19 protein-coding genes are annotated in these 24,082 nt (G+C 58.1%); 5 read left to right on the forward strand and 14 right to left on the reverse strand.

Going from position 1 to position 24,082, the window contains the following annotated elements; genetic code table 11:
• Positions 1–40: 40 nt before the first annotated feature.
• Positions 41–1,333, forward strand: a complete 1,293-nt coding sequence (gene serS, locus ACR0AY_RS04765; protein ID WP_480453769.1) for a serine--tRNA ligase — start codon at positions 41–43, stop codon at positions 1,331–1,333.
• Between the two features lie 52 nt (positions 1,334–1,385).
• On the opposite strand, the gene ACR0AY_RS04770 is transcribed toward serS, so the two are convergent.
• The 5 genes from ACR0AY_RS04770 to ACR0AY_RS04790 all read right to left on the reverse strand — a co-directional run bounded on the left by ACR0AY_RS04770 (position 1,386) and on the right by ACR0AY_RS04790 (position 6,763).
• A complete protein-coding gene (locus tag ACR0AY_RS04770) occupies positions 1,386–1,976 on the reverse strand; it encodes a helix-hairpin-helix domain-containing protein (RefSeq protein WP_170512874.1) in 591 nt (196 codons plus the stop codon).
• A gap of 88 nt (positions 1,977–2,064) precedes the next feature.
• A complete protein-coding gene (locus tag ACR0AY_RS04775) occupies positions 2,065–3,051 on the reverse strand; it encodes a fatty acid desaturase (RefSeq protein ID WP_170396376.1) in 987 nt (328 codons plus the stop codon).
• Between the two features lie 164 nt (positions 3,052–3,215).
• Positions 3,216–4,679, reverse strand: a complete 1,464-nt coding sequence (der, locus tag ACR0AY_RS04780; protein WP_170597963.1) for a ribosome biogenesis GTPase Der — start codon at positions 4,677–4,679, stop codon at positions 3,216–3,218.
• 49 nt (positions 4,680–4,728) lie between these two features.
• Entirely contained in the window at positions 4,729–6,051 is a 1,323-nt protein-coding gene (locus ACR0AY_RS04785) for an outer membrane protein assembly factor BamB family protein (protein WP_170396372.1), read from the reverse strand.
• Positions 6,052–6,091: 40 nt separating this feature from the next.
• Positions 6,092–6,763 carry a hypothetical protein gene (locus ACR0AY_RS04790; protein WP_170512870.1) on the reverse strand — a complete coding sequence of 224 codons (672 nt, stop codon included), beginning with the start codon at positions 6,761–6,763 and terminating at the stop codon, positions 6,092–6,094.
• Positions 6,764–6,989: 226 nt separating this feature from the next.
• On the opposite strand from ACR0AY_RS04790, the gene ACR0AY_RS04795 reads away from it, so the two are divergent.
• Positions 6,990–8,213 carry an efflux RND transporter periplasmic adaptor subunit gene (locus ACR0AY_RS04795; RefSeq protein WP_170512868.1) on the forward strand — a complete coding sequence of 408 codons (1,224 nt, stop codon included), beginning with the start codon at positions 6,990–6,992 and terminating at the stop codon, positions 8,211–8,213.
• Entirely contained in the window at positions 8,210–12,025 is a 3,816-nt protein-coding gene (locus tag ACR0AY_RS04800) for an efflux RND transporter permease subunit (RefSeq protein WP_170512866.1), read from the forward strand. The genes ACR0AY_RS04795 and ACR0AY_RS04800 overlap by 4 nt, the downstream gene beginning before the upstream one ends.
• Positions 12,026–12,071: 46 nt before the next feature.
• Here the strand turns inward: ACR0AY_RS04800 and ACR0AY_RS04805 are convergent, their stop codons facing one another.
• From ACR0AY_RS04805 to ACR0AY_RS04815, 3 genes are all read right to left on the reverse strand, one after another.
• On the reverse strand, positions 12,072–12,395 hold the full coding sequence (locus tag ACR0AY_RS04805) for a hypothetical protein (protein WP_170512864.1): 324 nt from the start codon (positions 12,393–12,395) through the stop codon (positions 12,072–12,074).
• Positions 12,396–12,530: 135 nt separating this feature from the next.
• Positions 12,531–14,342, reverse strand: a complete 1,812-nt coding sequence (locus ACR0AY_RS04810) for an ABCB family ABC transporter ATP-binding protein/permease (RefSeq protein ID WP_170512862.1) — start codon at positions 14,340–14,342, stop codon at positions 12,531–12,533.
• A gap of 58 nt (positions 14,343–14,400) precedes the next feature.
• Positions 14,401–15,741, reverse strand: coding sequence for a LysM peptidoglycan-binding domain-containing protein (locus tag ACR0AY_RS04815; RefSeq protein ID WP_170512860.1), 1,341 nt, complete (start codon positions 15,739–15,741; stop codon positions 14,401–14,403).
• 126 nt (positions 15,742–15,867) lie between these two features.
• Between ACR0AY_RS04815 and ACR0AY_RS04820 the strand changes: the two genes are divergently transcribed.
• On the forward strand, positions 15,868–16,419 hold the full coding sequence (locus ACR0AY_RS04820) for a TIGR00730 family Rossman fold protein (RefSeq protein ID WP_170396357.1): 552 nt from the start codon (positions 15,868–15,870) through the stop codon (positions 16,417–16,419).
• A gap of 47 nt (positions 16,420–16,466) precedes the next feature.
• On the opposite strand, the gene ACR0AY_RS04825 is transcribed toward ACR0AY_RS04820, so the two are convergent.
• Positions 16,467–16,919, reverse strand: a complete 453-nt coding sequence (locus tag ACR0AY_RS04825) for a baeRF12 domain-containing protein (RefSeq protein WP_170396355.1) — start codon at positions 16,917–16,919, stop codon at positions 16,467–16,469.
• Between the two features lie 284 nt (positions 16,920–17,203).
• The gene (locus ACR0AY_RS04830) at positions 17,204–17,803 is read right to left on the reverse strand and encodes a superoxide dismutase (protein WP_113789565.1); all 600 of its coding nucleotides are present in this window, start codon (positions 17,801–17,803) and stop codon (positions 17,204–17,206) included.
• A 101-nt stretch (positions 17,804–17,904) separates the two neighbouring features.
• Here ACR0AY_RS04830 and ACR0AY_RS04835 point away from each other — a divergent pair, with 101 nt between their 5' ends.
• The gene (locus ACR0AY_RS04835; RefSeq protein ID WP_170512858.1) at positions 17,905–18,672 is read left to right on the forward strand and encodes an FkbM family methyltransferase; all 768 of its coding nucleotides are present in this window, start codon (positions 17,905–17,907) and stop codon (positions 18,670–18,672) included.
• 109 nt (positions 18,673–18,781) lie between these two features.
• On the opposite strand, the gene ACR0AY_RS04840 is transcribed toward ACR0AY_RS04835, so the two are convergent.
• From ACR0AY_RS04840 to ACR0AY_RS04855, 4 genes are all read right to left on the reverse strand, one after another.
• Positions 18,782–19,348, reverse strand: a complete 567-nt coding sequence (locus tag ACR0AY_RS04840; protein ID WP_170512855.1) for a sarcosine oxidase subunit gamma family protein — start codon at positions 19,346–19,348, stop codon at positions 18,782–18,784.
• Entirely contained in the window at positions 19,341–22,355 is a 3,015-nt protein-coding gene (locus ACR0AY_RS04845) for a sarcosine oxidase subunit alpha family protein (RefSeq protein ID WP_170512853.1), read from the reverse strand. Before ACR0AY_RS04845 ends, ACR0AY_RS04840 begins: the two co-directional genes overlap by 8 nt.
• Positions 22,356–22,398: 43 nt before the next feature.
• Positions 22,399–22,728, reverse strand: coding sequence for a sarcosine oxidase subunit delta (locus ACR0AY_RS04850; RefSeq protein WP_170396347.1), 330 nt, complete (start codon positions 22,726–22,728; stop codon positions 22,399–22,401).
• Between the two features lie 88 nt (positions 22,729–22,816).
• A complete protein-coding gene (locus ACR0AY_RS04855; RefSeq protein WP_480453772.1) occupies positions 22,817–24,061 on the reverse strand; it encodes a sarcosine oxidase subunit beta family protein in 1,245 nt (414 codons plus the stop codon).
• Positions 24,062–24,082: the final 21 nt, after the last annotated feature.

Consider the following 24,082-nt stretch of genomic DNA (forward strand, 5'->3'; position numbering starts at 1 on the left):
TAAGCGGATTCAGTGATTCACGCAGTTAAGGATCTGAACCATGCACGACATCCGCGCCATACGCGAAAACCCAGCCGCCTTCGACGCCGCCCTTGCGCGCCGCGGGGACGCGCCGGTGTCGTCAGACCTGCTGAGGCTGGACGAAAGCCGCCGCGCCAAGATTCTGGCTGCTGAGACAGCACAGGCCGAGCAGAACAAGGCCTCCAAAGAGGTTGGCGCTGCCAAAGGGCGCGGGGATGAAGCTGAATTCGAACGCCTGCGCGCTCTGGTCGCCGAGAAAAAGGCCGAAGTGGCCCGGATGCAGACCGAGGCCAAGGATCTGGACGCTCTGCTGGCCGACCAGCTGATCCGCATCGCGAACCTGCCCGCCGAGGATGTGCCCGAAGGCGCGGATGAGAACGACAATGTCGAAATCAACCGCTGGGGCAAACCACGCGAATTGGATTTCGCGCCGAAAGAGCATTTTGAAATCGATGCCGTTCAGAATGGCATGGATTTTGAGACGGCTGCCAAACTCTCCGGCTCGCGCTTTGTGCTGCTGTCGGGCGGCGTCGCTCGCATCCATCGAGCTTTGGCGCAGTTCATGCTGGACACGCATATCAATGAGAACGGGCTGACCGAGGTCAACGGCCCGGTTCTGGTTCTCTCGGAAATGATGCAGGGCACCGGCCAGTTGCCGAAGTTTGGCGAGGACAGCTATCAAACCCGCGAAGGCTGGTGGCTGATCCCGACTTCCGAGGTTTCACTGACCAACATCGTCAACGACACGATGATCGAGGAAAGCTATCTTCCCCGCCGCTATACCGCCCATTCCCTGTGCTTCCGGTCCGAGGCTGGATCGGCGGGCAAGGACACACGCGGGATGCTGCGGCAGCACCAGTTCGAAAAGGTCGAGATGGTCTCGGTCACCCATCCGGACAAGTCGGATGATGAACAGAAACGTATGCTGCGCTGCGCCGAAGGCATTCTCGAAAAGCTGGGCATCCCCTATCGCACCGTGATCTTGTGCACCGGCGACATGGGCTTTGGTGCACGACGCACTTACGACATCGAGGCGTGGCTGCCGGGCCAGAATACTTATCGCGAGATCAGCTCGGTCTCGACATGCGGGGATTTTCAGGCGCGCCGCATGAATGCGCGCTTCCGGCCCGAGGCCGGGGGAAAGCCAGAATATGTCCATACCTTGAATGGTTCGGGCCTGGCCGTGGGGCGCTGCCTGATAGCTGTATTGGAAAATGGTCAGAATGCGGATGGGACGGTCACCCTGCCCGAGGTTCTGGCACCCTATCTGGGCGGCAAGCTAACCCTTCAGACCAACGGCACGCTGACATAAAAAAACCGGCGCATTTAGGCGCCGGTTTCCGATCAGACAAGGCGGAGAAGTATCACTTCTTCGCCTTTTTCTTATCTTTCTTCTTTCCGGGCTTCTTGTCGGACTTCTTCTTGTCAGACTTCTTATTGTCCTTCTTTTTGGCGTCCTTTTTCTTAACGTCTTTTTTGGGCTTCTTATTTTTCTTACCCTTCTTGGACTTTTCTTTGACCTTTTCCTTAGCTTTGGAAAACACCGCCTCCATTTCAGACTTCTTCTTGGCCGCCTTTTCAGCCTTGGCCTTGGCTTTCGCCTTTTTCTTTGCTTTGGCCTCGGCAGCGGCCTGTTCTGCCGCCGCGCGCTCCTTTGCCGCCTTACGCTCGGCCTCGGCCTTGTTCGCAGCCGCATTGCTTTTGGCTGTCGCGCGCTGCACAGCCGATTTCCGCTCTGCAGGCTTGCGGGTAGCAGCGCGACGCGCGGGCTTGGCACCGACCACTTCCTTCGCTGCCGCAATCAGAGTATCAGCGCGGGCGGAACCAATGCGAGGGACACCGGACAAATCTTCCGGTTTGGCCTTGGCAATGGCTTCTGCTGTTTTGTAGCCCTTTGCATTCAAGGCCTTTGCCAGCGCTGGCCCTACGCCACGCACCTCAGTAACTGCGGTCATTTCGTTTCCTTTCGTTAACTCCCCCAGATTGTAAATGCACAGCACATACGTTCCTGCGAGAGCGCCAATTCAAGAATTAGATAGGAGGTTACCCGCTTTCGGCCAGGCGATGGCCTGCAGTTCGGCTGGGAAATGGGACAAGTCTTTTGGCGTCTTCATCCCATAGTTTCAGATTCAGCGCCGCCACTGCCTCGGGAAACTTAATCCGTCGCGGTGTGTATTCTGGCGGCAGGTTATAGTGGCACGCGCGCAGCCGGTAAGATGGGATGCGGGCATTGAAATGGTGGATGTCATGCAATGTGATGCAGGCCACCGCATTATCGAACCACCAGCCGAAATCCAGCGCCGAGGACCCCTCCAACGCAGCCAGCTTCGGATCCAGTTCGGGGCGGCGATCCCAGTAGGTGTCTTCGAAATTGTGCTGCAAATACACCAGGAACACCCCAAGCATCCCGCCCAGCAGCGAAAACACCAGCCAGACCAGAATGCCGGTGGCACCGGCGATCAAATACAGCAGCCCCAAAAACACAACAATCGAGAGGTTGTGCAGCACCACGCCCATCACGCCGAACCGCACGGTGTTCTTGGGCCAGCGATAGCGGATGAAGTATGTGAATAGCGCGCCAACCGGCACCAGAATGAAGGGATTCCGATACAGTCGGTAAAACAAACGCTTTTTCCAATCCGCCTCGTTCCATTCGCGCAGCGTCATGGTGTGGATTTCACCGGTCTCGCGATGCTCGAGGTTGCCGATTCCGGCGTGATGCAGATTGTGGTTCTGCTTCATCACCTCGAACGGGGCAAATGTGAAGGGCGATAACCCATGGCCAGCCCATTCGTTCTGCTCGCGAGTTTCAAACAACGAATGGTGCCCGCAATCATGCTGCAGGACATAGAGACGCACGGCAGAGAAGGCAAAAACGATCCCGGCCGGGATCATGATGTACCAGCGGTCGACATAGGTGATCGCCAATGTAAGCGATGCGAAATACACCGCGAATGTTCCGAAATAACTTAGCGCGGCAAGCTTGTTGTCCTGCACCGCGTATTGTCTTGTATATTCTCTCAGATCCATCACGCCCGCTCCCCACGGAGGTCCGACCAATCACAAATTCAAAATTAAGTGCGGAGATCCCGCAAACAAGCAGCACGTGCAAAACAAATGCACGTGCTTGAATGCTAACGCGCAGAAACGGGGCTGTCACGCCCCCTCTCTGAAAATGCTTGAAATTAGCGCAGTTACGCCCGTCCCTTGAGATGCTTGGCCAGTGCGCCTGCGTTTTTCTTGCGCCGCCCTTTGTAGGGGTTCTTATCCCCCTGTCCGCGCAACGTCAGGCGGATAGGGGTGCCCGGCATATCAAAATCCTCGCGCAGGCCGTTGACCAGATAACGCGAATAGCTGTCAGGCATCTTGTCCGGATGCGAACACATGACCACAAACCCGGGCGGGCGGGTCTTGGCCTGCGTCATATACCGCAGCTTGATCCGGCGCCCCTGCGGCGCGGGCGGCGGGTGCTGTTCCAGCATGGCGGTCAGCCAACGGTTCAGCGCTGCGGTCGGCACCCGGCGGTTCCAAACATCATGGGCACGCAGGATCGCGGCGCGCAGACGTTCCAGACCGCGGCCTGTTTTTGCCGACACGGTGATCAAAGGAGCACCACGCAACTGCGGCAGCAGACGTTCGAAGGATTCTTTTAGGTCGCGCAGCTTTTCCTGTTTGTCTTCTTCGATGTCCCATTTGTTGACGGCGACGACCACAGCACGACCCTCACGTTCGGCCAGATCGGCAATGCGCAGGTCCTGTTGCTCGAATGGGATAGCCGCATCCAGCAACACGACGACGACCTCGGCAAACTTGACTGCGCGCAGCCCGTCAGAAACCGAGAGTCTCTCAAGCTTCTCCTGCACCTTGGCCTTCTTCCGCATACCGGCGGTATCAAATATCCGCATTGGGGTGCTGTCCCCATCAGGGTCGGCCCAGTCGATCCGCAAGCTGATCGCGTCGCGCGTGATCCCGGCCTCGGGGCCAGTCAGCAATCGATCCTCGCCGATGATCTTGTTGATCAGTGTGGATTTACCGGCATTCGGACGGCCAACTACAGCGACTTGCAGGGGTTTGTCAGCGGTGATCAGCGGGGCTTCGCCTTCCCCGTCTTCGTCCAGCTCGATATCGGTTTGCGGTGTCTCTTCTACGCGCGCCTCTTCAGCCGCGTCAGCCAGTGGCATCAACTGCGCATAGAGGTCCGTCATCCCCTCGCCATGTTCGCCCGACAGACGCACCGGCTCGCCAAGGCCAAGGTTGTATGCTTCAAGCACGCCCGCATCAGCCGCGTTCCCTTCGGCCTTGTTCGCTGCCAGGATCACGTGTTTGGAGCGCTTACGCAGAATCTCGGCGAACATTTCGTCCGTGGGCGTCAAGCCCACCCGCGCGTCAATCATGAACAGGCATACATCGGCCATGTCCACTGCACGCTCGGTCAGGCGGCGCATCCGACCTTGCAAGCTGTCATCGGTTGCGTCCTCAAGACCCGCCGTGTCGATCACGGTAAAACGCAAGTCGCCCAGCCGCCCTTCACCTTCGCGCAGGTCACGCGTTACGCCGGGCTGGTCGTCGACCAATGCCAGGCGTTTGCCCACAAGGCGATTGAACAGAGTGGATTTGCCCACATTCGGGCGCCCCACGATGGCGAGGGTCAGCGACATGATACTCAACTTTCAAGACTCAAGATGCGCCCTTTAACGCATCTTGTCGTCAACGGAAAGCGTGCAGTTCGCCCTTGGTCGACACAACATACAGCGTCTGACCCGCCACAACCGGTGCCGTGGTCGCGCCACCCGGCACTTCGACCTGATGCACCAGCGCTCCGTCGACGGGATTGAAGAAGCGCAGATAGCCGTCGTTCGAAGCCACGACAAGGCGTCCACCGGCCATGATCGGGCCGTAATGGGCAAAGATCGGACCCCGGCGGCCCGGCTTGTTCTTGACGAAGCCCGGCAGATCGATGGCCCAGACAGTCGAGCCATCGGCTGCATCCAACCGTACCAATTGACTGCGATCACTGATCAGAAAAACACTGTTCCCCGCCGGCCAGACTGTGTCAACGGCCCCCTCCGGTGCAGTCCAGTTCCGCTCACCCGAATTCCCGTCGAAGGAAACCGTGCGCCCCGAGTGGTTGCCGATTATGACCGAACTACCCGACACCATGGGCCCGGCGGTCACATCCACGATCTGAGCTGCCGCTCGGCCCCGACGCCCGCCTGCAACGGACGCGTTCCAGCGTAAAATACCGCCCCGGCGGAATGTTGCCGCGACATCACCCGATCCAAAGGCAAAGACTGACAAGTCCGAGGCAATCACGGGCGCAGGTGCACCCAGAACGTTGCCGACGCTCGGCGTGCCTTCGATTTGCCAGATGATCCGCCCATCCTTGGTATTCACCGCCCAACCGGTTTCGTCCCCGGCCACCAGATAGAGTATGCCGCCGCTAACCAATGGAGCACCGCTGCCAGTTGCATTCAGACGTTTCTGCCACCTTTGCGCCCCGGATTTCGCATCGAGCGCGGTCAGCCTACCGAAACCCGACGAGACATAAAGCACACCGTCGGCATAGGCGAGCCCTCCGCCTGTGGCATCCCCGTCCTTTTCATTCGGCGGGATAAGGTTTGTGCTCCAGGCGACCTGCCCTTGGGGCGTAACAGCCGAGACATTTGCCCCGGAATCGAGCGTATATATCAGGCCACCAGCAACAACAGGGTCTGCGGTGATCCGCTGTTTTCGGCTATCGCCGGACCCAATGTTAGCAGACCAAATACGTTGCGGTGTGGCACTCAGCGCTGCGTTGGTAGTGCGGAAGGCGGGTGTACCCGCGCTTTGCGACCAGTTGGCGTTGCGGCTTTGAGCCGGAATACTGATCGGTTTGGCGCCACGGGTTTCAACGGTTTCGTTGTCGATGGAGGCACGAATATCCTCACGCTCACCCGGCAGAATGACTTCGGGTTCCTGACAGGCGCTGAGAACGGTGAGCGCGGCTGCCGCAACGGGCAATCCGAAGCCTGAGAAATAACGTGATAGCATAATCTACAAACTCGCCTGTGATGTTCCGTTTCGCTGCCGGTTAACCCTGCTGGTTCGCCACGGGCTCGGGTTCGCCCCCAAGCGCGACGATCAGTTGAGCCGCGCGCTGTTGCAGATCGACGCTGGCCTCGGCGTCCTGGCGCAACGCCTGCAAACGGTCCAAAGCGGCTTGCGTATTGCCCTCGGCCACATCGATCAGGGCCAATTGTTCTTCGGCGAGCAGACGCAAAGGAGCACCAGGTATGGCCAGCGCTTCGAACTGTTGACGACGATCCGCCACTGGCATCGTGTCAGTTTGCAGTAGCAATGCCTTGAAACTTGCAATCGCGCGATAGATTTCGGGCAAATCCCCCTGCGTGGTGATCGCGTTCAGACTGTTCACCGCATCTTGCGCCGATCCGGCCTCGGCCTGAGAGGCGGACAGCAACATGTTCAAAACCGCGTCACCGCCGACAGATGCAGCATCGATCGCCTGCAGGCTTTGTGCCCGCTCGGCAGATCCGTTTTCAGCCAGCGCCGACAGAATCGCATCACCCAGAGCCTCGGCCTGGTTGGTATCACGTGCTTTTCGGTATTCGTTGAACGCAGCGCCCCCGACAATGGCCACGACAGCCAGCACACCAACCCAGCCCCAACGGCGCAAAAGAAGGTACATGCGATCGCGGCGCACCTCTTCGGTGACCTCTTCAATAAAACTGTCGGCGTCGCTCATCCCTGCCCCCAGGCTTAAGTGTCCGGTTTTCTAGCGCCATGTCATACCCCGGCGATCAGGCCAAGCCAAGTGCCCGAATTCATACATTTGCCACCATGTGGGTGACCCTTGCGTAAAAAACTAAACCGAACTATTCAGTTCAGTATGGAAAAGACATGGCCACAGCCCCATTTTAAGGGATAGCGGCTAAAGCCGACCGCGCGAACAGATCTGGAGATTCTACCGCATGCGATTGATTTCATTCGTTAACGCCATTTTGGTTATTGTTGCGTTGTATTTTCTTGTTTTTGAGCGCGACGCGCTGTTTGCTTTTGCAGGTCGCGGAGACGAGCCATCCGAGACCGCGACCGAGGTCTCGGAATCGGTGCAATCACCGGACTCGATCGGCGTTGTTGTGCTGCGCTCAACTGCGCGCGAGATCGGCAGCGCCGTTCAATTACGGGGTCAGACCAAGGCAAACCGCCAGGTCGAGGTCCTTGCCGAAACCATTTCGACAGTCCTGTCCGAGCCCAAGCGCAAAGGAGCATTTGTCGAAGCAGGAGATCTGCTGTGCGAGCTTGACCCCGGAACCCGGCCCGCGAGCCTGGCCGAAGCCATGGCAGCCAAGCTTGAGGCCGAAAGCCGCGTTCCCGAGGCCGAAGCGCGCCTGGAAGAAGCTCACGCCCGTTTGGCTGAAGCCGAAATCAATCTGAAAGCAGCCCGCAAGCTGTCGGAAACCGGGTTTGGATCAGAAACGCGCCGTATCTCAAGCGAAGCCGAAATGAGCACTGCCGAGGCCGGAATCAAATCCGCCGAGGCCGGTCTGGAAGCTACGCAAGCCGGGATTGAAGCCGCCACCGCAGCAGTAGCAGCAGCCCAGCGCGAGATTGATCGCCTGACCATCAGCGCACCGTTCAAGGGTCTGCTTGAAAGTGATACTGCGGAATTGGGCAGCCTGATGCAGCCCGGCTCGCTCTGCGCAACCGTCATCCAGCTCGATCCGATCAAGCTGGTGGGTTTTGTGCCTGAATCCGAAGTGAATCGGATCATTGTCGGATCGATGGCAACTGCGCAGTTGGTTACGGGTCTGCAGGTCGAGGGGCGCGTGACCTTCCTCAGCCGTTCGGCCGATGAAACCACGCGGACATTCGAGGTCGAGATCACAGTGCCAAACCCGGAACTGCTGATCCGTGACGGCCAAACCGCCAACATTCAGATCGCGGCCGAAGGGGTCAAGGCACATCTGCTGCCCCAATCCGCACTGACCTTGAACAATGAAGGTGAGCTTGGTGTTCGCACCGTGGTAGCCGACAATGTCGTTGATTTTGTTCCGATCCGCCTTCTGCGTGACACCGCTGATGGTGTATGGGTTGGTGGCCTGCCGGAAACTGCTGATATCATCGTGATCGGGCAGGAATTCGTCACACGTGGTGTGACGGTCGCGCCGACATACAGGGAAGCATCGCAATGACGGGTATTGTCAGTTGGGCCGCAAGCCGTGCCAGAATGGTGCTGGCTTTCATCGCGATTTCGCTGGTTATCGGCGGGTATGCTTATGTCGGGCTCCCAAAAGAGGGTGAACCCGACATCGATATCCCGATGCTCTTTGTGTCGGTGCAGTTTCCAGGGATTTCAGCCGAGGACAGCGAAAGCCTGCTGATCAGGCCGATGGAAACCGAGATGGCCGATCTCGACGGGTTGGACACGATGACCGCCACCGCCGCCGAGGGCTACGCAGGCATTCTGCTGGAGTTCGAGTTCGGTTGGGACAAATCCGCCACCATCGCCGATGTTCGCGATGCCATGAACACCGCGCAAGCTGATTTCCCTGATGGGGCTGAGCAATACACGATTACCGAGGTCAACTTCTCCGAGTTTCCCATCGTCATTGTTAACCTGACCGGCCCGGTACCAGAGCGTACAATGGCGCGCGTTGCCAAAGATCTGCAGGACGAACTTGAGGCGTTGGACGCAGTGCTGGAAGCTGGCATTGCCGGAAACCGCGATGAAATGCTTGAGGTCGTGATCGATCCGCTGCGGCTCGAAGCCTACAACGTCACGGCCGCCGAACTGATCAACGTTGTGCAAAACAACAACCAACTGATCGCTGCAGGTGAGGTCGAGACCGAACAGGGCACGTTCTCGGTCAAGATCCCGTCGTCATTTAAGACTGCTCAGGACGTCTATGGCCTGCCCGTAAAGGTCAACGGAGACCGCGTGGTCACCTTAGGCGAACTGGCCGAAATCAACTATACGTTTGAAGACCGCGCGGGCACGGCCCGGTTCAACGGCGAACCCACCGTCGCGTTGCAGGTCGTCAAGCGCAAGGGCTTCAATCTGATCGACACCGTTGCGCTGATCAAAGCCACTGTCGCCGAAGAACAAATCAAGTGGCCAGCCGAACTGCAGGCCGCTGTTGATGTGGGCACCTCAAACGACCAAAGCCGCATCGTCGATTCAATGGTGCGCCAGCTTGAAGGATCGGTTCTGACCGCCGTCGCGCTCGTGATGATCGTGGTGCTGGCTTCGTTGGGAACACGCGCCGCGTTGTTGGTGGGTTTTGCCATTCCAACCTCGTTTCTGTTGTGCTTCGCCTTCCTCGCGATGATCGGGGTCACCATCTCGAATATGGTGATGTTTGGCCTGATCCTTGCCGTGGGCATGCTGGTCGATGGCGCCATCGTTGTTGTGGAATATGCCGATAAGCGCATTAAAGAAGGCGTTGGTCCGATGCACGCCTATGTCGAGGCGGCGCAACGGATGTTCTGGCCGATTGTTTCGTCGACGGCCACAACACTGTGTGCATTTCTTCCGATGTTGTTCTGGCCCGGTATTCCCGGCGAGTTCATGAAGATGCTGCCCATCACGCTGATCTTCGTTCTGTCGGCCTCGCTGATTGTGGCACTGATCTACCTGCCGGTCGTGGGCGGTGTCTCGGGCCGTATGAGCCGCAGTTTCGAGCGCAGCTCGAACTGGCTGCGAGCCCGCACGCCTTGGTGGCTGCGAGTGCTTCTGGTGCCGCCTTCACTATATATGATCTTCCTCGGCGCGATGCAGGTTTTGAACCCCAACTATCTGCTGCCCGGCGGTTCACTTGCTGGCGTGCTGCTGTTTCTGTTCGGCGCCTTCGCTGGGTCGGTCACGCTGAGTGCTGCCAAGATCGAACGCGCCCCGGATGAACATGTTCATACCGCTAAAGAGCACACGCCCTTCGGTTATGTGATCAAGTTCCTGGTCGGCAATCCGGTCATGCCGGTGGTGTCCATCGCAGTCGTCTTTGCGGCGGTGTTTTGGGTCGCATTCATCATATTCCCGCAAAACTCTCGCGGCGTTGAATTCTTCGTGGAAAGCGAACCGGAACAGGCCACGGCCTATGTCCGGGCGCGCGGCAACCTGTCTCTGGCTGAAAAGGACGAAATGGTTCTTGAGGCCGAGCGCGTGATCAGCGAACACCCGGCGGTGATCAACGTATTTGCCTTTGCGGGCGAAGGCGGGCTCAATCAGAACAATGGCGGTGCAGAAGCCCCCGCCGACACAATTGGTCGCGTCCAGTTCGAACTCATTCCTTGGGAAGATCGCCCAATCAGCTCTGAACAGATTACCGGTTGGTTCTGGGGACCGATTGCAGGTCTACTTGGCTTTGCAAAGGAAGAAGTCGCGGCGGAATATGACGGCAATTTTGTTCTGGACGAACTAACCGCAGAGCTGGCAACCCTTCCTGGTTTTATCGTTGATCTTCAGGCGCTGGAACAAGGTCCTGCTTCCGCCAAGCCCGTTCATCTGCGCATCAAAGGCGATAGCTGGGAGGATCTGACGGCCGCGACCGTCACAGCACGAGAAGCCTTTGACACCACACCCGGCTTGATCAAGATCGAGGACACCCTGCCCCTGCCCGGCATCGACTGGCAGATCGACGTGGACGTGGCCAAGGCGGGTCGATTCGGCGCGGACGTCGCAACCGTTGGCGCGATGGTACAGCTTGTGACGCGTGGCATCTTGCTGGGTGAAATGCGGCCGGATTCAACCGATGAAGAGGTAGAAATCCGCGTCCGCCTACCTGATCAGGATCGCGTCCTGTCAACGCTGGATACGCTGAAAGTTCGCACACCGGACGGGTTGGTCCCCCTGTCGAACTTCGTCACCCGCAAACCCGTGGCTAAGCTCGCCGAGATCAATCGCGCGGATCAACAGCGCTACTATGACGTTAAAGCGGATGTCGAGCCTGGGCTGAGCAAGATCGTGACCACCGGTCCTGACGGTGCAGAGCTGCGTTTGGCAACCGTGCGCGCGATTGGCGAAGGTGCCACACCAACTGGCACCACGATTACCAGCGCGGACGGAGCAGAGTTCGAACTCGTTCAACTAACGGGTGCCGAGAACGTGGGTGAAGTGCGGTCCGCCATCGAAAGTGGTGACGCTCGGTTTGCCCTGATAAATCCGAACGAACGGATTGCCGTGCTGACCGAGTGGCTGGAAACCGATCCTTTTGGTCGCACCATCACTTGGGAATGGACCGGCGATCAGGAGGATCAGGCTGAAAGCCAGGCGTTCCTGTCCAGCGCATTCCTGGCAGCACTGGGTCTGATGTTCGTGATCCTGCTGGCGCAGTTCAACTCGTTCTACAACTCGGTGCTGGTGCTGCTGGCCGTGGTTCTGTCTACGACCGGCGTGTTGCTGGGCATGATGGTAATGCAACAACCGTTCTCGATCATCATGACCGGGACCGGGATCGTGGCGTTGGCCGGTATCGTGGTGAACAACAACATTGTTCTGATCGACACCTATCAGGAATATAGCGGCTACATGTCTCGCATTGATGCAATTGTCCGCACGGCTGAGGCGCGCATCCGTCCGGTTCTGCTGACTACGCTGACAACAATGGCGGGTCTGACCCCGATGATGTTCGGCCTGTCGCTGGATTTCATCGGCGGAGGGTATTCGATCGACAGCCCCACGGCACTGTGGTGGAAACAGCTGGCCACGGCGGTGGTCTTTGGCTTGGGTACCGCCACGGTGTTGACGCTGATCGTCACGCCTTCATTCCTGGCGCTGCGAGTGTGGGTCACAACCTACGCGGTATGGCTGGGTAAGGCGCTGGCACGCGCCACGGCGGGTCGATCCAGCCAAATCGCGCAGGACATGGCAATCGGCCAGAGCGCGCGAGATGTGCAGGCAGCCGAAATGATCTGGACCGACGAACGGGACAGAACTGCCCCAGATCAAAGCGCCCAAGATGACCGCCCCGATCATCCCCCGACAACACCGTTGAAGGCGGCGGAATAAAAAAAGGCGAGCCCTCGGGCTCGCCTTTTCGTTTCTGGCAGAGCTATTACTCTACGAACGCGTATTCGCCCAGATCGCACAGGTTCAGACCATAATCTTCAATCGATTCTCCGTCGCTGAAAACACCACGGATGTCATAGACACAGGTGGTCAGCCCGTCCGCAATGAGGACGCCCACTTCGTAATCCGCGCCCAAATAACCTCCCGCAAGCAGGTTGCCTTCCCAGCTGCCGGAAGAGGCCGGGGACACGTTGAACTCAACCAGGTCATAGCTGGTTTCGTTGATAATCAAGAATTCCAGATCCTCGGCTGCCGCCGAAGTGGCCATCAACAGTGTTGCAGTCAACGCTGCTGCTGCTCGCATTTTCATGAATTTTTTCCTTGCTGTGTTTCGGTCTGCAAAGTGTCGCGGTGGCGGTTCCGCGTCAAACGGAAACCGTACCACAGCAGCCGATTTTCTTTTCGAACCGATCCGCACAATCATAGGCAGTCAAGGCTGTCGGGCCTAGGCCGCTTCGCTGTCGGCCTGTTGACGGTTCCATAGCTGGGCATATCGCCCTTCGCGGCTGAGCAGCTCATCATGCGTGCCCTGCTCGATGATCTCACCACGTTCCAGAACGACGATCCGATCGGCCTCTGCAATGGTGCTAAGGCGGTGTGCAATGGTGATCACCGTCCGCCCCTCACCCGCCCGGGCCAAAGCATCTTTGATGTCTTGCTCGGTATCCGTGTCCAAAGCCGAGGTCGCCTCGTCCAGCAACAGGATCGGCGGGTTCTTCAGCAAGGTTCGCGCGATACCGACACGTTGTTTCTCACCACCCGACAGCTTCAAGCCCCGTTCACCGACCTTGGTATCGTATCCTTCTGGAAGGCTGACGATGAAATCATGAATCTGCGCGGATTTAGCGGCGGTCTCTACATCCTGCTGGGTCGCGCCTTCGCGTCCATAAGCGATATTGTATCGAATCGTGTCATTGAACAGGACCGTATCCTGCGGAACGACACCGATCGAGGCATGCAGGCTTGACTGGCTAACATCGCGCACATCCTGCCCGTCGATTTTCAGCGACCCGCCGGTGACATCGTAAAACCGAAACAGCAGCCGTCCGATTGTGGATTTCCCAGACCCGGTGGCGCCGACAATCGCAACGGTCTGACCGGCTGGTACGGTCAAGGAAACGCCCTTGAGGATTTCGCGATCAGGCTCGTATCCAAAGCGGACATCTTCAAGCGTGACCTCCCCACCATTTACCTTCAGGTTCGGGGCGCAGGGTTTGTCCATCACTTCTGCTGGCTGTTCCAACAGATCAAACATCTGCCCCATATCCACCAGAGATTGACGAATTTCGCGGTACACCGTGCCAAGAAAATTCAGCGGAACGGTTATCTGGATCATGTAAGCATTAACCATAACGAAATCGCCGACGGTCAGCGCCCCCTTCTGCACGCCCATTGCAGCCAGAACCATCACGCCAATCAGGCCGCATGTGATCAGGAACGACTGGCCAAAATTCAGGAATGCCAGCGAATAGGCCGTCTTCAGCGCGGCCTTCGCGTAACCCTTCATCGAAACATCATACCGTTCGGCTTCACGGGTTTCGGCATTGAAATACTTGACTGTTTCGAAGTTCAGCAGGCTGTCGATGGCGCGCTGGTTGGCCTCGGTATCCTGATCGTTCATCTCGCGCCGCAGCTTCACGCGCCACTCGGTCACCGCAAAGGTGAACCATATATAAAGCGCAATCGTCACTGCAACGACAACCAGATACCAGACGTCGAATAACCATAGCAGGATGATCGACACCAGAAGCAATTCCAGGATCAGCGGCCCGATTGAAAACAGCAGAAACCGCAACAGAAACTCTACGCCTTTCACGCCCCGCTCGATTATCCGGCTGAGACCACCCGTGCGCCGGGTCACGTGATAGCGCATCGAGAGCTGGTGAATGTGCTGGAACGTCTCAAGCGCCAGCGCTCGCAGCGCGCGTTGCCCAACCGGCGCAAAGAACGCATCCCGCAATTGCTGGAAGCCAACAGTCATCATGCGGGCCACACCATAGGCAACGGTCAATCCGATCGCACCCAACGCAAGCGGCGGTACACCTTCGCCCGCCAAACCATCCACGGCACCTTTGTACAAGATTGGAGTATACACAGCGATGAGCTTGGCCAGCACCAGCATCGCCATCGCCAAAATGACACGCCGTTTCACCCATGGCTCGTCCTCGGGCCAAAGATAGGGCGAAACCTTGCGGATGGTTCGCCAGCCCGAACGATGCTCGTCCGTATCGGTTTTGATCGCGGATGGTTGTCTCATCACGTACCTTAACTGCGGTCAGAGAATTGCCCTGGCCCAGTTGGGCCAGTGGTCATGTTTATTCAGGAATGGTGAAAATCTGCCCTGGATAGATCAGGTCAGGATCACGGATCGAATCTTTGTTAGCCTCGAAAAGTTTGACATACAGCACACCGTCACCAAACCGGTCGCGCGAGATCGCCCAAAGCGTATCACCCTTTTGAACCGTGACCGAGCGGATCGCCGGAGCGTCGGTTGAGGCCTCACCCGGATTGGTGGTTTCGGTCGCGCGCAGGACCTCGACGGGTTCGCGTTTGAACGGCGTCTCAAGCCTGCTGACCACAGTGCCATCAGGGGCAACCTCATCCACCCTCAGAGTGTACACTCCGGGGTCAATGCCCTCGACCTCGCCGCGCCATTGCCCGTCAGTCGCTGGTGCAATGTCGGCCACAAGCTGGTTGTCCAGATACAAGCGTACGGCCGATCCATCCTGTGCCCGCCCGGTCAATTCCACATCACCCGCGTCCGAATAGCCAATCGTGTCCAGGGCAATCTGCTCTGGCGGCGTATCCTGAACAGTGGGTGCTTGCAAAAGTTCAACCCCTTCTTCGCCCGAGCGCAGGATCGCAACCTGCTGGTCAGGCGCGTCGCCTGATTCCGGCTGAGTTTCAGTCGCGGGCGCGGTCTCATTCACAGGTGGCGTTGCGGCACCTGCAACTTCTGGTTCATTCTCTTCGGTTTCAGCTTGGTTGGCTGCTTGCTGATCGGTTGTTTCCGTATCCGTCGTCTGTGCCTCGGCAACCTCTTCGACCGGCTCATCGGCAGCGGGCTCCGACACGGCCGGTGGGGCGGGTTCGGGCAACGCCGCGATCAGATAATCATCTGAACGGCTGGTGTCTTCGCCTTTCCGGGTCTCAAGAACAAGCCCGCGAGCGTCGTCTGCAAACGGGATCGATACAAACTCGGCGAACTGGCCGCTGTCATCGACGGTGAAGCTGTGAACAGTCTCACCGTCCAGCAGAACACTGACCTCGGACCCCGGTTCGGCATTGCCGGACAGTACCGCGTTTCCATCGGACTCAACGAATATCTGATCCAGAACCGGCGCGGCCAAAACCGGAACATCCGCTTCTTCGCTATCCGGAGTTTGATCGGAAATCTCGGGCGGTGTGTCTTCAGCAACAGATTCGGCGGCTTCCGCCGCCTGGCTTTCGGGCTGCGCCTCCGCTGGCTGGGTTTCCGGCTCGGCGACCTCCGCAATCGGCTCGGATGTTTCGGTTGCTTCCTGCTCAGCCTGCTGTTCCGGCTCGCCGAACAGACCGGACAGGTACAACCCGCCCGCAACGAGCACCACAACGATCCCGGCAACCAGCCCCCATATGAAGGTACCAGAACCTCCGCTTCCCGATTTGGCGTTCATTCTTTTCCTTTCACTCCGCCCGGGAAATGCCCAGTTTGGCGCGCATTTCATGGAGCGGTTGAGCCAACCTATCAATCCCGCTATCAGGGGTCAAAACCCCTAACACAAGAGCAGAGAGCCCTACCTATGTCCCAGAAATCCGTCTGTGTGTATTGCGGGTCACGCAATGGTGTGAATCCTGCCTACTCCGCCGCTGCCCACAGCTTTGGAACCTTGTTGGCCAACGAAGGCTGGCGGCTGGTCTACGGGGCCGGAGATGTGGGTCTTATGGGCGAGGTCGCGCGTGCAGCGCAATCGTCCGGCGGCGATACATTTGGGGTGATCCCGGTGCACTTGCTTCAGCGCGAGGTCGGCAAGACCGACCTTACCCGGTTCATCGTGACCGAGACGATGCACGAGCGTAAAAAAGTGATGATCATGAACGCGGATGCCGTAGTTGTCCTGCCCGGCGGCCCCGGATCATTGGACGAACTTTTCGAAGCACTGACATGGCGGCAACTGGGGCTTCATGACAAACCCATTCTGGTGATGAATGTTGACGGGTACTGGGACACGCTGCACACGCTGCTGAATCAACTGATCGGTCAGGGGTTTGCAGATGGTTCTCTGGCAGAATTCATCACCTGGGTCGACACACCGGATGCGACCATGTCCGCGCTTCGCAAATTACTGAACTAAAAAACTGGCAATCGGGCGGCGCAAACCGCCCGATTGTCGGCATTCGTTTAGGCAGGTTTTGCCAATCGGGTCTTCAGTATCCGTTCGACCTTGTGCAACGGGTGGTTTGTGAGTGTTTTGTCAACCTCGGCCACCACCTTTGCCAGCACTTCACTGTGCAGCCGACGGCGTAACAGGCCCAGAACATGCGGACTGGCAACCAATACCAATCGTTTATAGGCCCCTTTCAGCCCCTTGCGATTCAGAAGGTTCGCCACATCCTGAACGAACAGAGATTTTGCGTGGGACTTCCATGTTTCCTCTTCAACTGCAGATTTCTGGTTCGGTCCCGTATCGGGTCGCCGCCCTGCCCTGTCACTTGGCTTTGTCGGTGCTGCGTCCTGTTCTTCGACCGACACGACGACCAAGTTGGGGTCCTGTGCGTCCGTGATATTCTCCATCACCAGCGCTTTTTCCCCATCGGCGATGATAACCCATGTTCCCTGTTCAAGTGCAGCCATTCGTGATCTCCTGTATCGCTTAGGTTGGCCTTCGCCTGTCCCTTAGACACACCTGTTTAACGATGCGGCGTTGGTGTTTCGCTCGCATTTTGATAGGTTTTTGGTTGATTGGCGGTTCTCTGCCTCCGCCTACTTTACGTAGGTGCTGAAAGGCCGTGCACAATAGGTGGGATAATGAAAGTTGACGTACCGGCAGGTTTTTACCGGCCACCCATCAATTCATAACAAAAAGCCCGCCAGCATCACTGCCAGCGGGCCATTCATTAAGTTCTACCAAGTGGAAATCACATCCGCGAGGCTACGTTTTCCCAGTTCACCAGGTTGTCGAGGAAGTTCGACAGGTAGGCCGGACGCTTGTTGCGGAAATCGATGTAATACGAGTGCTCCCACACATCACAGCCAAGCAGTGCGGTTTGACCGAAGCACAGCGGGTTCACGCCGTTTTCAGTTTTCGTCACTGCCAACGAACCGTCGGCATTCTTGACCAGCCACGCCCAGCCGGAACCAAACTGACCGGCACCGGCAGCGCTGAACTGCGACTTGAATTCGTCAACCGAACCAAAGCTCTCGGTCAGAGCCTTCTCCAGCTCACCGGGCATCGCGTTGCCACCGGGGCCCATCATCTCCCAGAACTGGTTGTGGTTCCACAGCTGGCTGATGTTGTTGAAGATACCGTTCTGCGCGACGGCATTTGCGTCGTATGTGCCAACGATGATCTCTTCCAGTGACTTGCCGTCCCACTCGGTGCCGGCGATCAGCTTGTTGCCGTTGTCGACATAGGCCTTGTGGTGCAGGTCATGGTGATATTCCAGCGTTTCCGCGGACATACCCTTGGCTGCCAGCGCGTCATGTGCATAAGGAAGATCAGGAAGTTCAAAAGCCATCTCGGCCCCCTGTTGAAAATGAATGTTGCGGTTCCAAAGGTTAAATGCTTTGACAGCCGCCGCAGGTCAAGGGCCGCAACACAAAAACCCGGAGGTCCGCGATGCTGACACAGGCGCGCAAAATGTTCTATCGCACCCGCGGATACTATGCGGGCAACTTGAACGGTGAACCCTTTCGCCTGGACCCCTATCACTCGAAATTCTGGCGCAAGGTATCAGCCGGGGAGTGGGAACCCGAGACATTTTCGGTGCTGGACCACTATCTGTCGCCCGAAAAGGACTATCTTGATATCGGTGCATGGATCGGCCCCACGGTCCTCTATGCCGCGCGCCGCGCTCGCCATGTGTGGTGTTTTGAGCCTGACCCAGTGGCTTACCGCCATTTGGTCTGGAACCTAGAGCTGAACGACATCCGAAACGTATCAGCCTTCAGCATCGCCTTGTCAGATGGGTTTGGAGTGACACGAATGGCTTCAGCGCACGGAGAGGCAGGCGATTCAACGTCATCATTGCTCCACGAAGGAAGCCATGGCACCGACGCACTTACCATCGGTTGGGATCAATTTTCTGAATCCGTCGACCTGACTGATGTCTCTTTGGTCAAAATGGATATCGAAGGCGCTGAATTTTCGGTCCTCCCTTCTATGCTGCCTTGGTTAGAAAAAGATAACCCTGCGCTGTTTCTCTCAACGCACGCACCTTATCTGAGCGCAGACAACCGCAGCGCGGCCATGAAAAAACTATCAGAAGACCTGGCTTTCTATCGCCAATGCCACGACCCACGCACAGGCGAAACCGGTGAGTCTGCCCTCACGGGCCAGCGTGCACTCACTCAGTTCCCGACATTCCTGTTCAGCACGACCCCCTGAGACCCGAACCAGAGATCCGACCTTCATCTAAACAGAAATATCCTGGGAGTGAGGCCGCAGGCCGAGGGGGCAAAGCCCCCTCACCCGCATATCATCAAGCGATCAGGGCTTAATAAACCCCGACCTCGCTGCCGGGCTGCGCCGCAACCTTCAGCAATTTGAACGCATAGTCCGCCGTAGAGCGGAAGCAGACGATGCGGAAAGTCTCAGCGTCGTCCATCCAGAAGGCACCTGCCACCTGCGCCAAACGCGAACGGCGGATCTGGCCGGGTTGGAATGCCTCGGCCGACAGCTCAACCGGAGCCAGCTTGCCCAATACCTCGCGTGCGTTCGCGCCCGAAACGCGGAATACGGCCCGCGCGTCGGAGACGTTGACCGCCAGCGCGTGCGTACCACTTAGCGCGTTGGTCATCGCGGCCAGTTTGGCCTCGACCTCGGCATGAGGCACAAGCACCAGCAATTCGTCGGTGGACATCCAGCAAACACCGGTGTCGCCATTCACAAACGCTTCACGCTGACCGGGCACTTTCTGCCCGGTGGCGTCTTTGACAGCCTTAGCCAGTACCTTATCCGACAGATCACCGCGCAGTGTGATCATGCCCTGTAGGCCGCATTCCTCGATCTTGGCGATGCCATCATATGAGGCGTGGTTCAGTGCGCTGATGGGTTCAGACATTCTGCTTCTCCCCGTCCTTGTCATAGAAGATCGGGTCCACGATCTTGGCCTTGTAGGTTTTGCCGTCAGTGCCCGGGAACTCGACCACTTCGCCCATCCGGTCGGGGCCGTGTTTGATCAGGCCCATGGCGATGCCTTTGCCCAGATTGGCCGAGTAGTAGGTCGAAGTTACGCGACCGATCATGTTGCGCTGACCGTTCGCATTCACGCCCTCGCCCACCGCATAGGCACCGTCCGGCAGAACCGATCCATCCACAGTCTCAAGACCAACCAGTTTCCAGCGCTCAGGATCGGCCATATGGGTCCGCGAATGGGCGCGTTTTCCGAGGTAATCCTCTTTCTTTTTGGACAGCGCCCAGTGCAGCCCCAGATCCTGCGGGATCACGGTGCCGTCGGTCTCATCGCCGATCATGATAAAGCCTTTCTCGGCACGCAGAATATGCAGACATTCGGTGCCGTATGGCATCACTCCGAACTCCTGCCCTGCCTCGATCAGAGCGTCCCAGAACGCCTGACCTTGGCTTGCAGGGACCGCGATCTCATAGGACAGCTCACCCGAGAACGAGATACGGTAGGCCCGCGCGTCGAACGCGCCGATCTTGCCATCGCGCCATTCCATGAAGGGCAGCGCCTCTTTCGACAGATCCATGCCGCCCAGCTTCTCAAGTACCTTGCGGGCGTTCGGACCTACCACGGCGACCTGCGCATATTGCTCGGTGACGTTCGCGACGTAGACTTTCCAGTCCCACCACTCGGTCTGCAGCCATTCTTCCATGTGGCCATGGATACGCTCGGCCCCGCCGGTGGTGGTGTGGCACAGCCACGTGTCCTCATCGATGCGGGCAACAACGCCGTCGTCGATCAGGAAGCCATTCTCGGAACACATCAGGCCATAGCGGCATTTGCCGACCTTCAGCGTGGACATCATGTTGGTGTACATCATGTCCAGGAACTTGCCTGCGTCGGGGCCTTTGACGATCAGCTTGCCGAGTGTCGAAGCGTCCAACAGCCCGAGGTTTTCGCGGGTGTTTTTCACCTCTCGGTTCACCGCGTCATGCACGGATTCACCGGGACGGACATAGGCATAGGTTCGACGCCAATGGCCGACCGGCTCCCAATCGGCCCCGTTCTTATCGTGCCAGTTATGCATCGGCGTTTGACGGATCGGCTGGAACACCTCACCACGCGCTTCACCACCAATCGAAGCCATCGAGATTGGAGTATATGGCGGGCGGAAGGTGGTGGTACCGACCTTCGGGATCTCTGAATCCAGCGCATCAGCAAGGATTGCCAGACCGTTGATATTACTCAACTTACCCTGATCCGTTGCCATGCCCAGCGTGGTGTAACGCTTGGTATGCTCGACACTTTCATAGCCCTCGCGCGCAGCCAGTTGCACGTCCGAGACTTTCACGTCGTTCTGGAAGTCCAGCCACGATTTCATGCGCAGATCAATCTCGGCATTAGAAGGCATCAGCCAGACAGCGGCCATTGGGGCCTCGGCCGTAGTCTCACCAACTGGCGCTTTGGTGCGCTTCGCGGCGAACCCGGCCGCCTTCGCTGCCGCTTTGCCGGCAGTATCTGCATCCTTCAGGACATCCCCCAGGGCCAGCGGGCCGTTCGAAGCCCCTGCCGCCAGAACAAAACCTGCACCGTCGGCCCCCAGCGGAGGACGCGAAGGATCGGGGCGGAAATGCGCGTTCGCCTCGTCCCAGATCAGCTTGCCGCCGCAATGCGACCACATATGCACGACCGGAGACCAACCACCTGACATGGCAATCGCATCGCATTCGACCTCTTCCCGGGCGCCTCCGATCCCCTCTTGATTGCAGATCGCAACTTTCTTGACCCGCTTGCCGCCTTTGACCTTTGCGATCGCCTTGCCCGGATCGACGCGGATACCCAACTGGCGCGCCTCTTCGGCCAAGGGTCCGGCGGTGTCGCGCGCGTCAACCACGCGAAGGACATCGACACCGGCCTGCTTCAAGGTAATTGCAGTCCGGTAGGCGTCATCATTGTTGGTGGCGACAATCACACGCTCGCCCGGCGTCACGCCCCAGTTGACCACATAGTCGCGCATGGCAGAGGCCAGCATGACGCCAGGCACATCATTGCCTGCGAATGACAGCGGACGCTCAATCGCACCAGTCGCGGTCACGACCTGCTTCGCACGAATGCGCCACAGGCGGTGACGCGGCCCCTGAACACCCGGCTTGTGGTCAGTCAGACGCTCATAAGCCAGTACATAACCGTGGTCATAGACCCCCGCACCCATGCAGCGATTGCGCATGGTGACGTTGTCCATTGTTTCGATTTCGGAAACCAATTGTTCCACGAACTTATCCACAGGCTCACCATTGATGGTTCCGCCATCAACCGGAGCACGACCACCCCAGTGCGCAGTCTGCTCGATCAGCATCACCTTGGCACCGGTTTGGGCTGCCACCTTGGCGGCCTGCAAACCCGCGATACCACCACCAATCACCAAGACATCGGTGAAGGCGTAAAAATGCTCGTATGTGTCCGCGTCACGGTTGTCCTTGTCGGGCGCTTTGCCCAAACCCGCCGACTGGCGAATAAACGGCTCGTAAACATGTTTCCAGAACGGTTTCGGATGGATGAACATCTTGTAATAGAATCCGGCTGGCAGAAACCGCGACAGATGCGTATTAATCGCGCCGATGTCGAACTCGAGGTTCGGCCAGTGGTTCTGTGACGCGGATGCCAGACCATTGAACAGCTCTGTCGTGGTGGCGCGCTGGTTCGGCTCAAACCGGTTGCCCTCACCCAGACCGACCAGAGCGTTTGGCTCTTCCGCGCCACTAGCGACCACGCCGCGCGGGCGGTGATACTTGAACGACCGGCCCATCATCATCTGATCATTTGCCAGCAAGGCAGACGCGAGCGTATCGCCCTCGTAGCCCTGCATCGAGGTGCCGTTGAAGGTGAAGTTGACCTTTTTCGACCGATCAATCAAACGGCCATGTTTTGCGAGACGGGTGCTCATGATGCGGACCTTTCGCAGGCGGTATTTTGGATGGCTGTACAGATCATTTGTACTCTCTCCACGTCCAGCCGGGACGCTTGGCGGTGATGGCGTCCTTGATCTCTTGGGGCGGCTCGGTTGTCTGCGCCGGATAGGTGCCAAAGACCTCAAGCGTGTTCGTACAGCGCGCGGCGTGGAACCACTTGCCGCACCCATTGGCATGGCGCCAGCGTTCAAAATGAACGCCCTTGGGGTTTTCGCGCATGAACAGGTAGTCGTGGAACTCATCATCTGACGAGCCCGGGCCATAACGCTTCAAATGCGCCTCGCCACCTGCAGCCAGTTCAGTTTCTTCGGCTTCGACGCCGCAATAGGGGCATTTCAAGATCAGCATGTGATCATCCTCTTGGCAGCAGGCGAGACGTATCTGCCTGCAAATTCTGCGTGACGGGCGTGCGAGATTTTTCGACGAAAAATCTTCATCAGTGCGCCACCCCGGCCGCGACGCTTTCGTCGATGAAGCGGCCTTCTTTGAAACGATCCAGCGAGAAGGCTTCGGTCAGTGGTGAATGCCCCGTGGCCATCAGCTGTGCCATGCCCCAGCCCGATCCCGGAATGGCCTTGAAGCCGCCGGTGCCCCAGCCTGCGTTGATAAAGCAGCCATTAAGCGGTGTTTTCGACAGGATGGGTGAACGGTCGCCGGTCATATCCACAATACCGCCCCACTGGCGCAGCATTTTCAGGCGCGAGATCATCGGGAAAGTTTCGACCAATGCGCGTACCGTTTCCTCGATATGATGGAAGCTGCCGCGCTGGGTATAGTTGTTGAACCCGTCCGTGCCACCACCAATCACCATCTCGCCCTTGTCGGACTGAGACATGTAGCCGTGTACGGTGTTCGCCATCACAACGACATCCATGCAGGGTTTGATCGGCTCGGATACCAGCGCCTGCAGCGCGACGGCTTCCAGTGGCAATCGGAAACCCGACATCTCAGCCAACTGGCCGGAATGCCCCGCAACCACGATCCCCAGCTTGTCACAATCGATTGCCCCTTTTGTGGTATCGACCCCGACAACACGACCGTTTTCGGACCGGACGCCGGTGACTTCGCATTTCTGGATGATGTCCATACCCATGGCCGAGCACGCGCGGGCATAGCCCCATGCCACCGCATCATGACGCGCGGTCCCACCACGTTCCTGCCAAAGCCCGCCCAGAACCGGATAGCGCGGACCTTCCAGATTAATGATCGGCACCAGTTCTTTCACACGCTCGGGCCCAATCCATTCGGTCTGAACACCCTGCAGCGCATTCGCATGCGCAGTACGCTGATAGCCGCGAATCTCGTGCTGGGTCTGCGCCAGCATGATTACGCCACGCGGGCTGAACATGATGTTATAGTTCAGCTCCTGGCTCAGATCTTCGTAGAGACCGCGCGCCTTTTCGTAAATCGCCGCTGACGGATCCTGCAGATAGTTCGATCGGATGATGGTCGTGTTCCGACCGGTGTTGCCACCGCCCAACCAGCCTTTTTCTATTACGGCAACGTTCTGGATGCCGTAGTTCTTGCCAAGATAGTAGGCTGTTGCCAAACCGTGACCGCCGGCCCCGACGATAATGACGTCATAGCGCTTCTTAGGCTCCGGCGAACGCCATGCGCGCTCCCATCCGGTGTGATTGCGCAGCGCTTCGCGCGCTACAGCAAAGGCTGAGTAGTGTTTCATGTGCGAATCCGTCCGGTCTTC

The sequence above is a fragment of the Ruegeria sp. A5 genome, assembly GCF_056543005.1.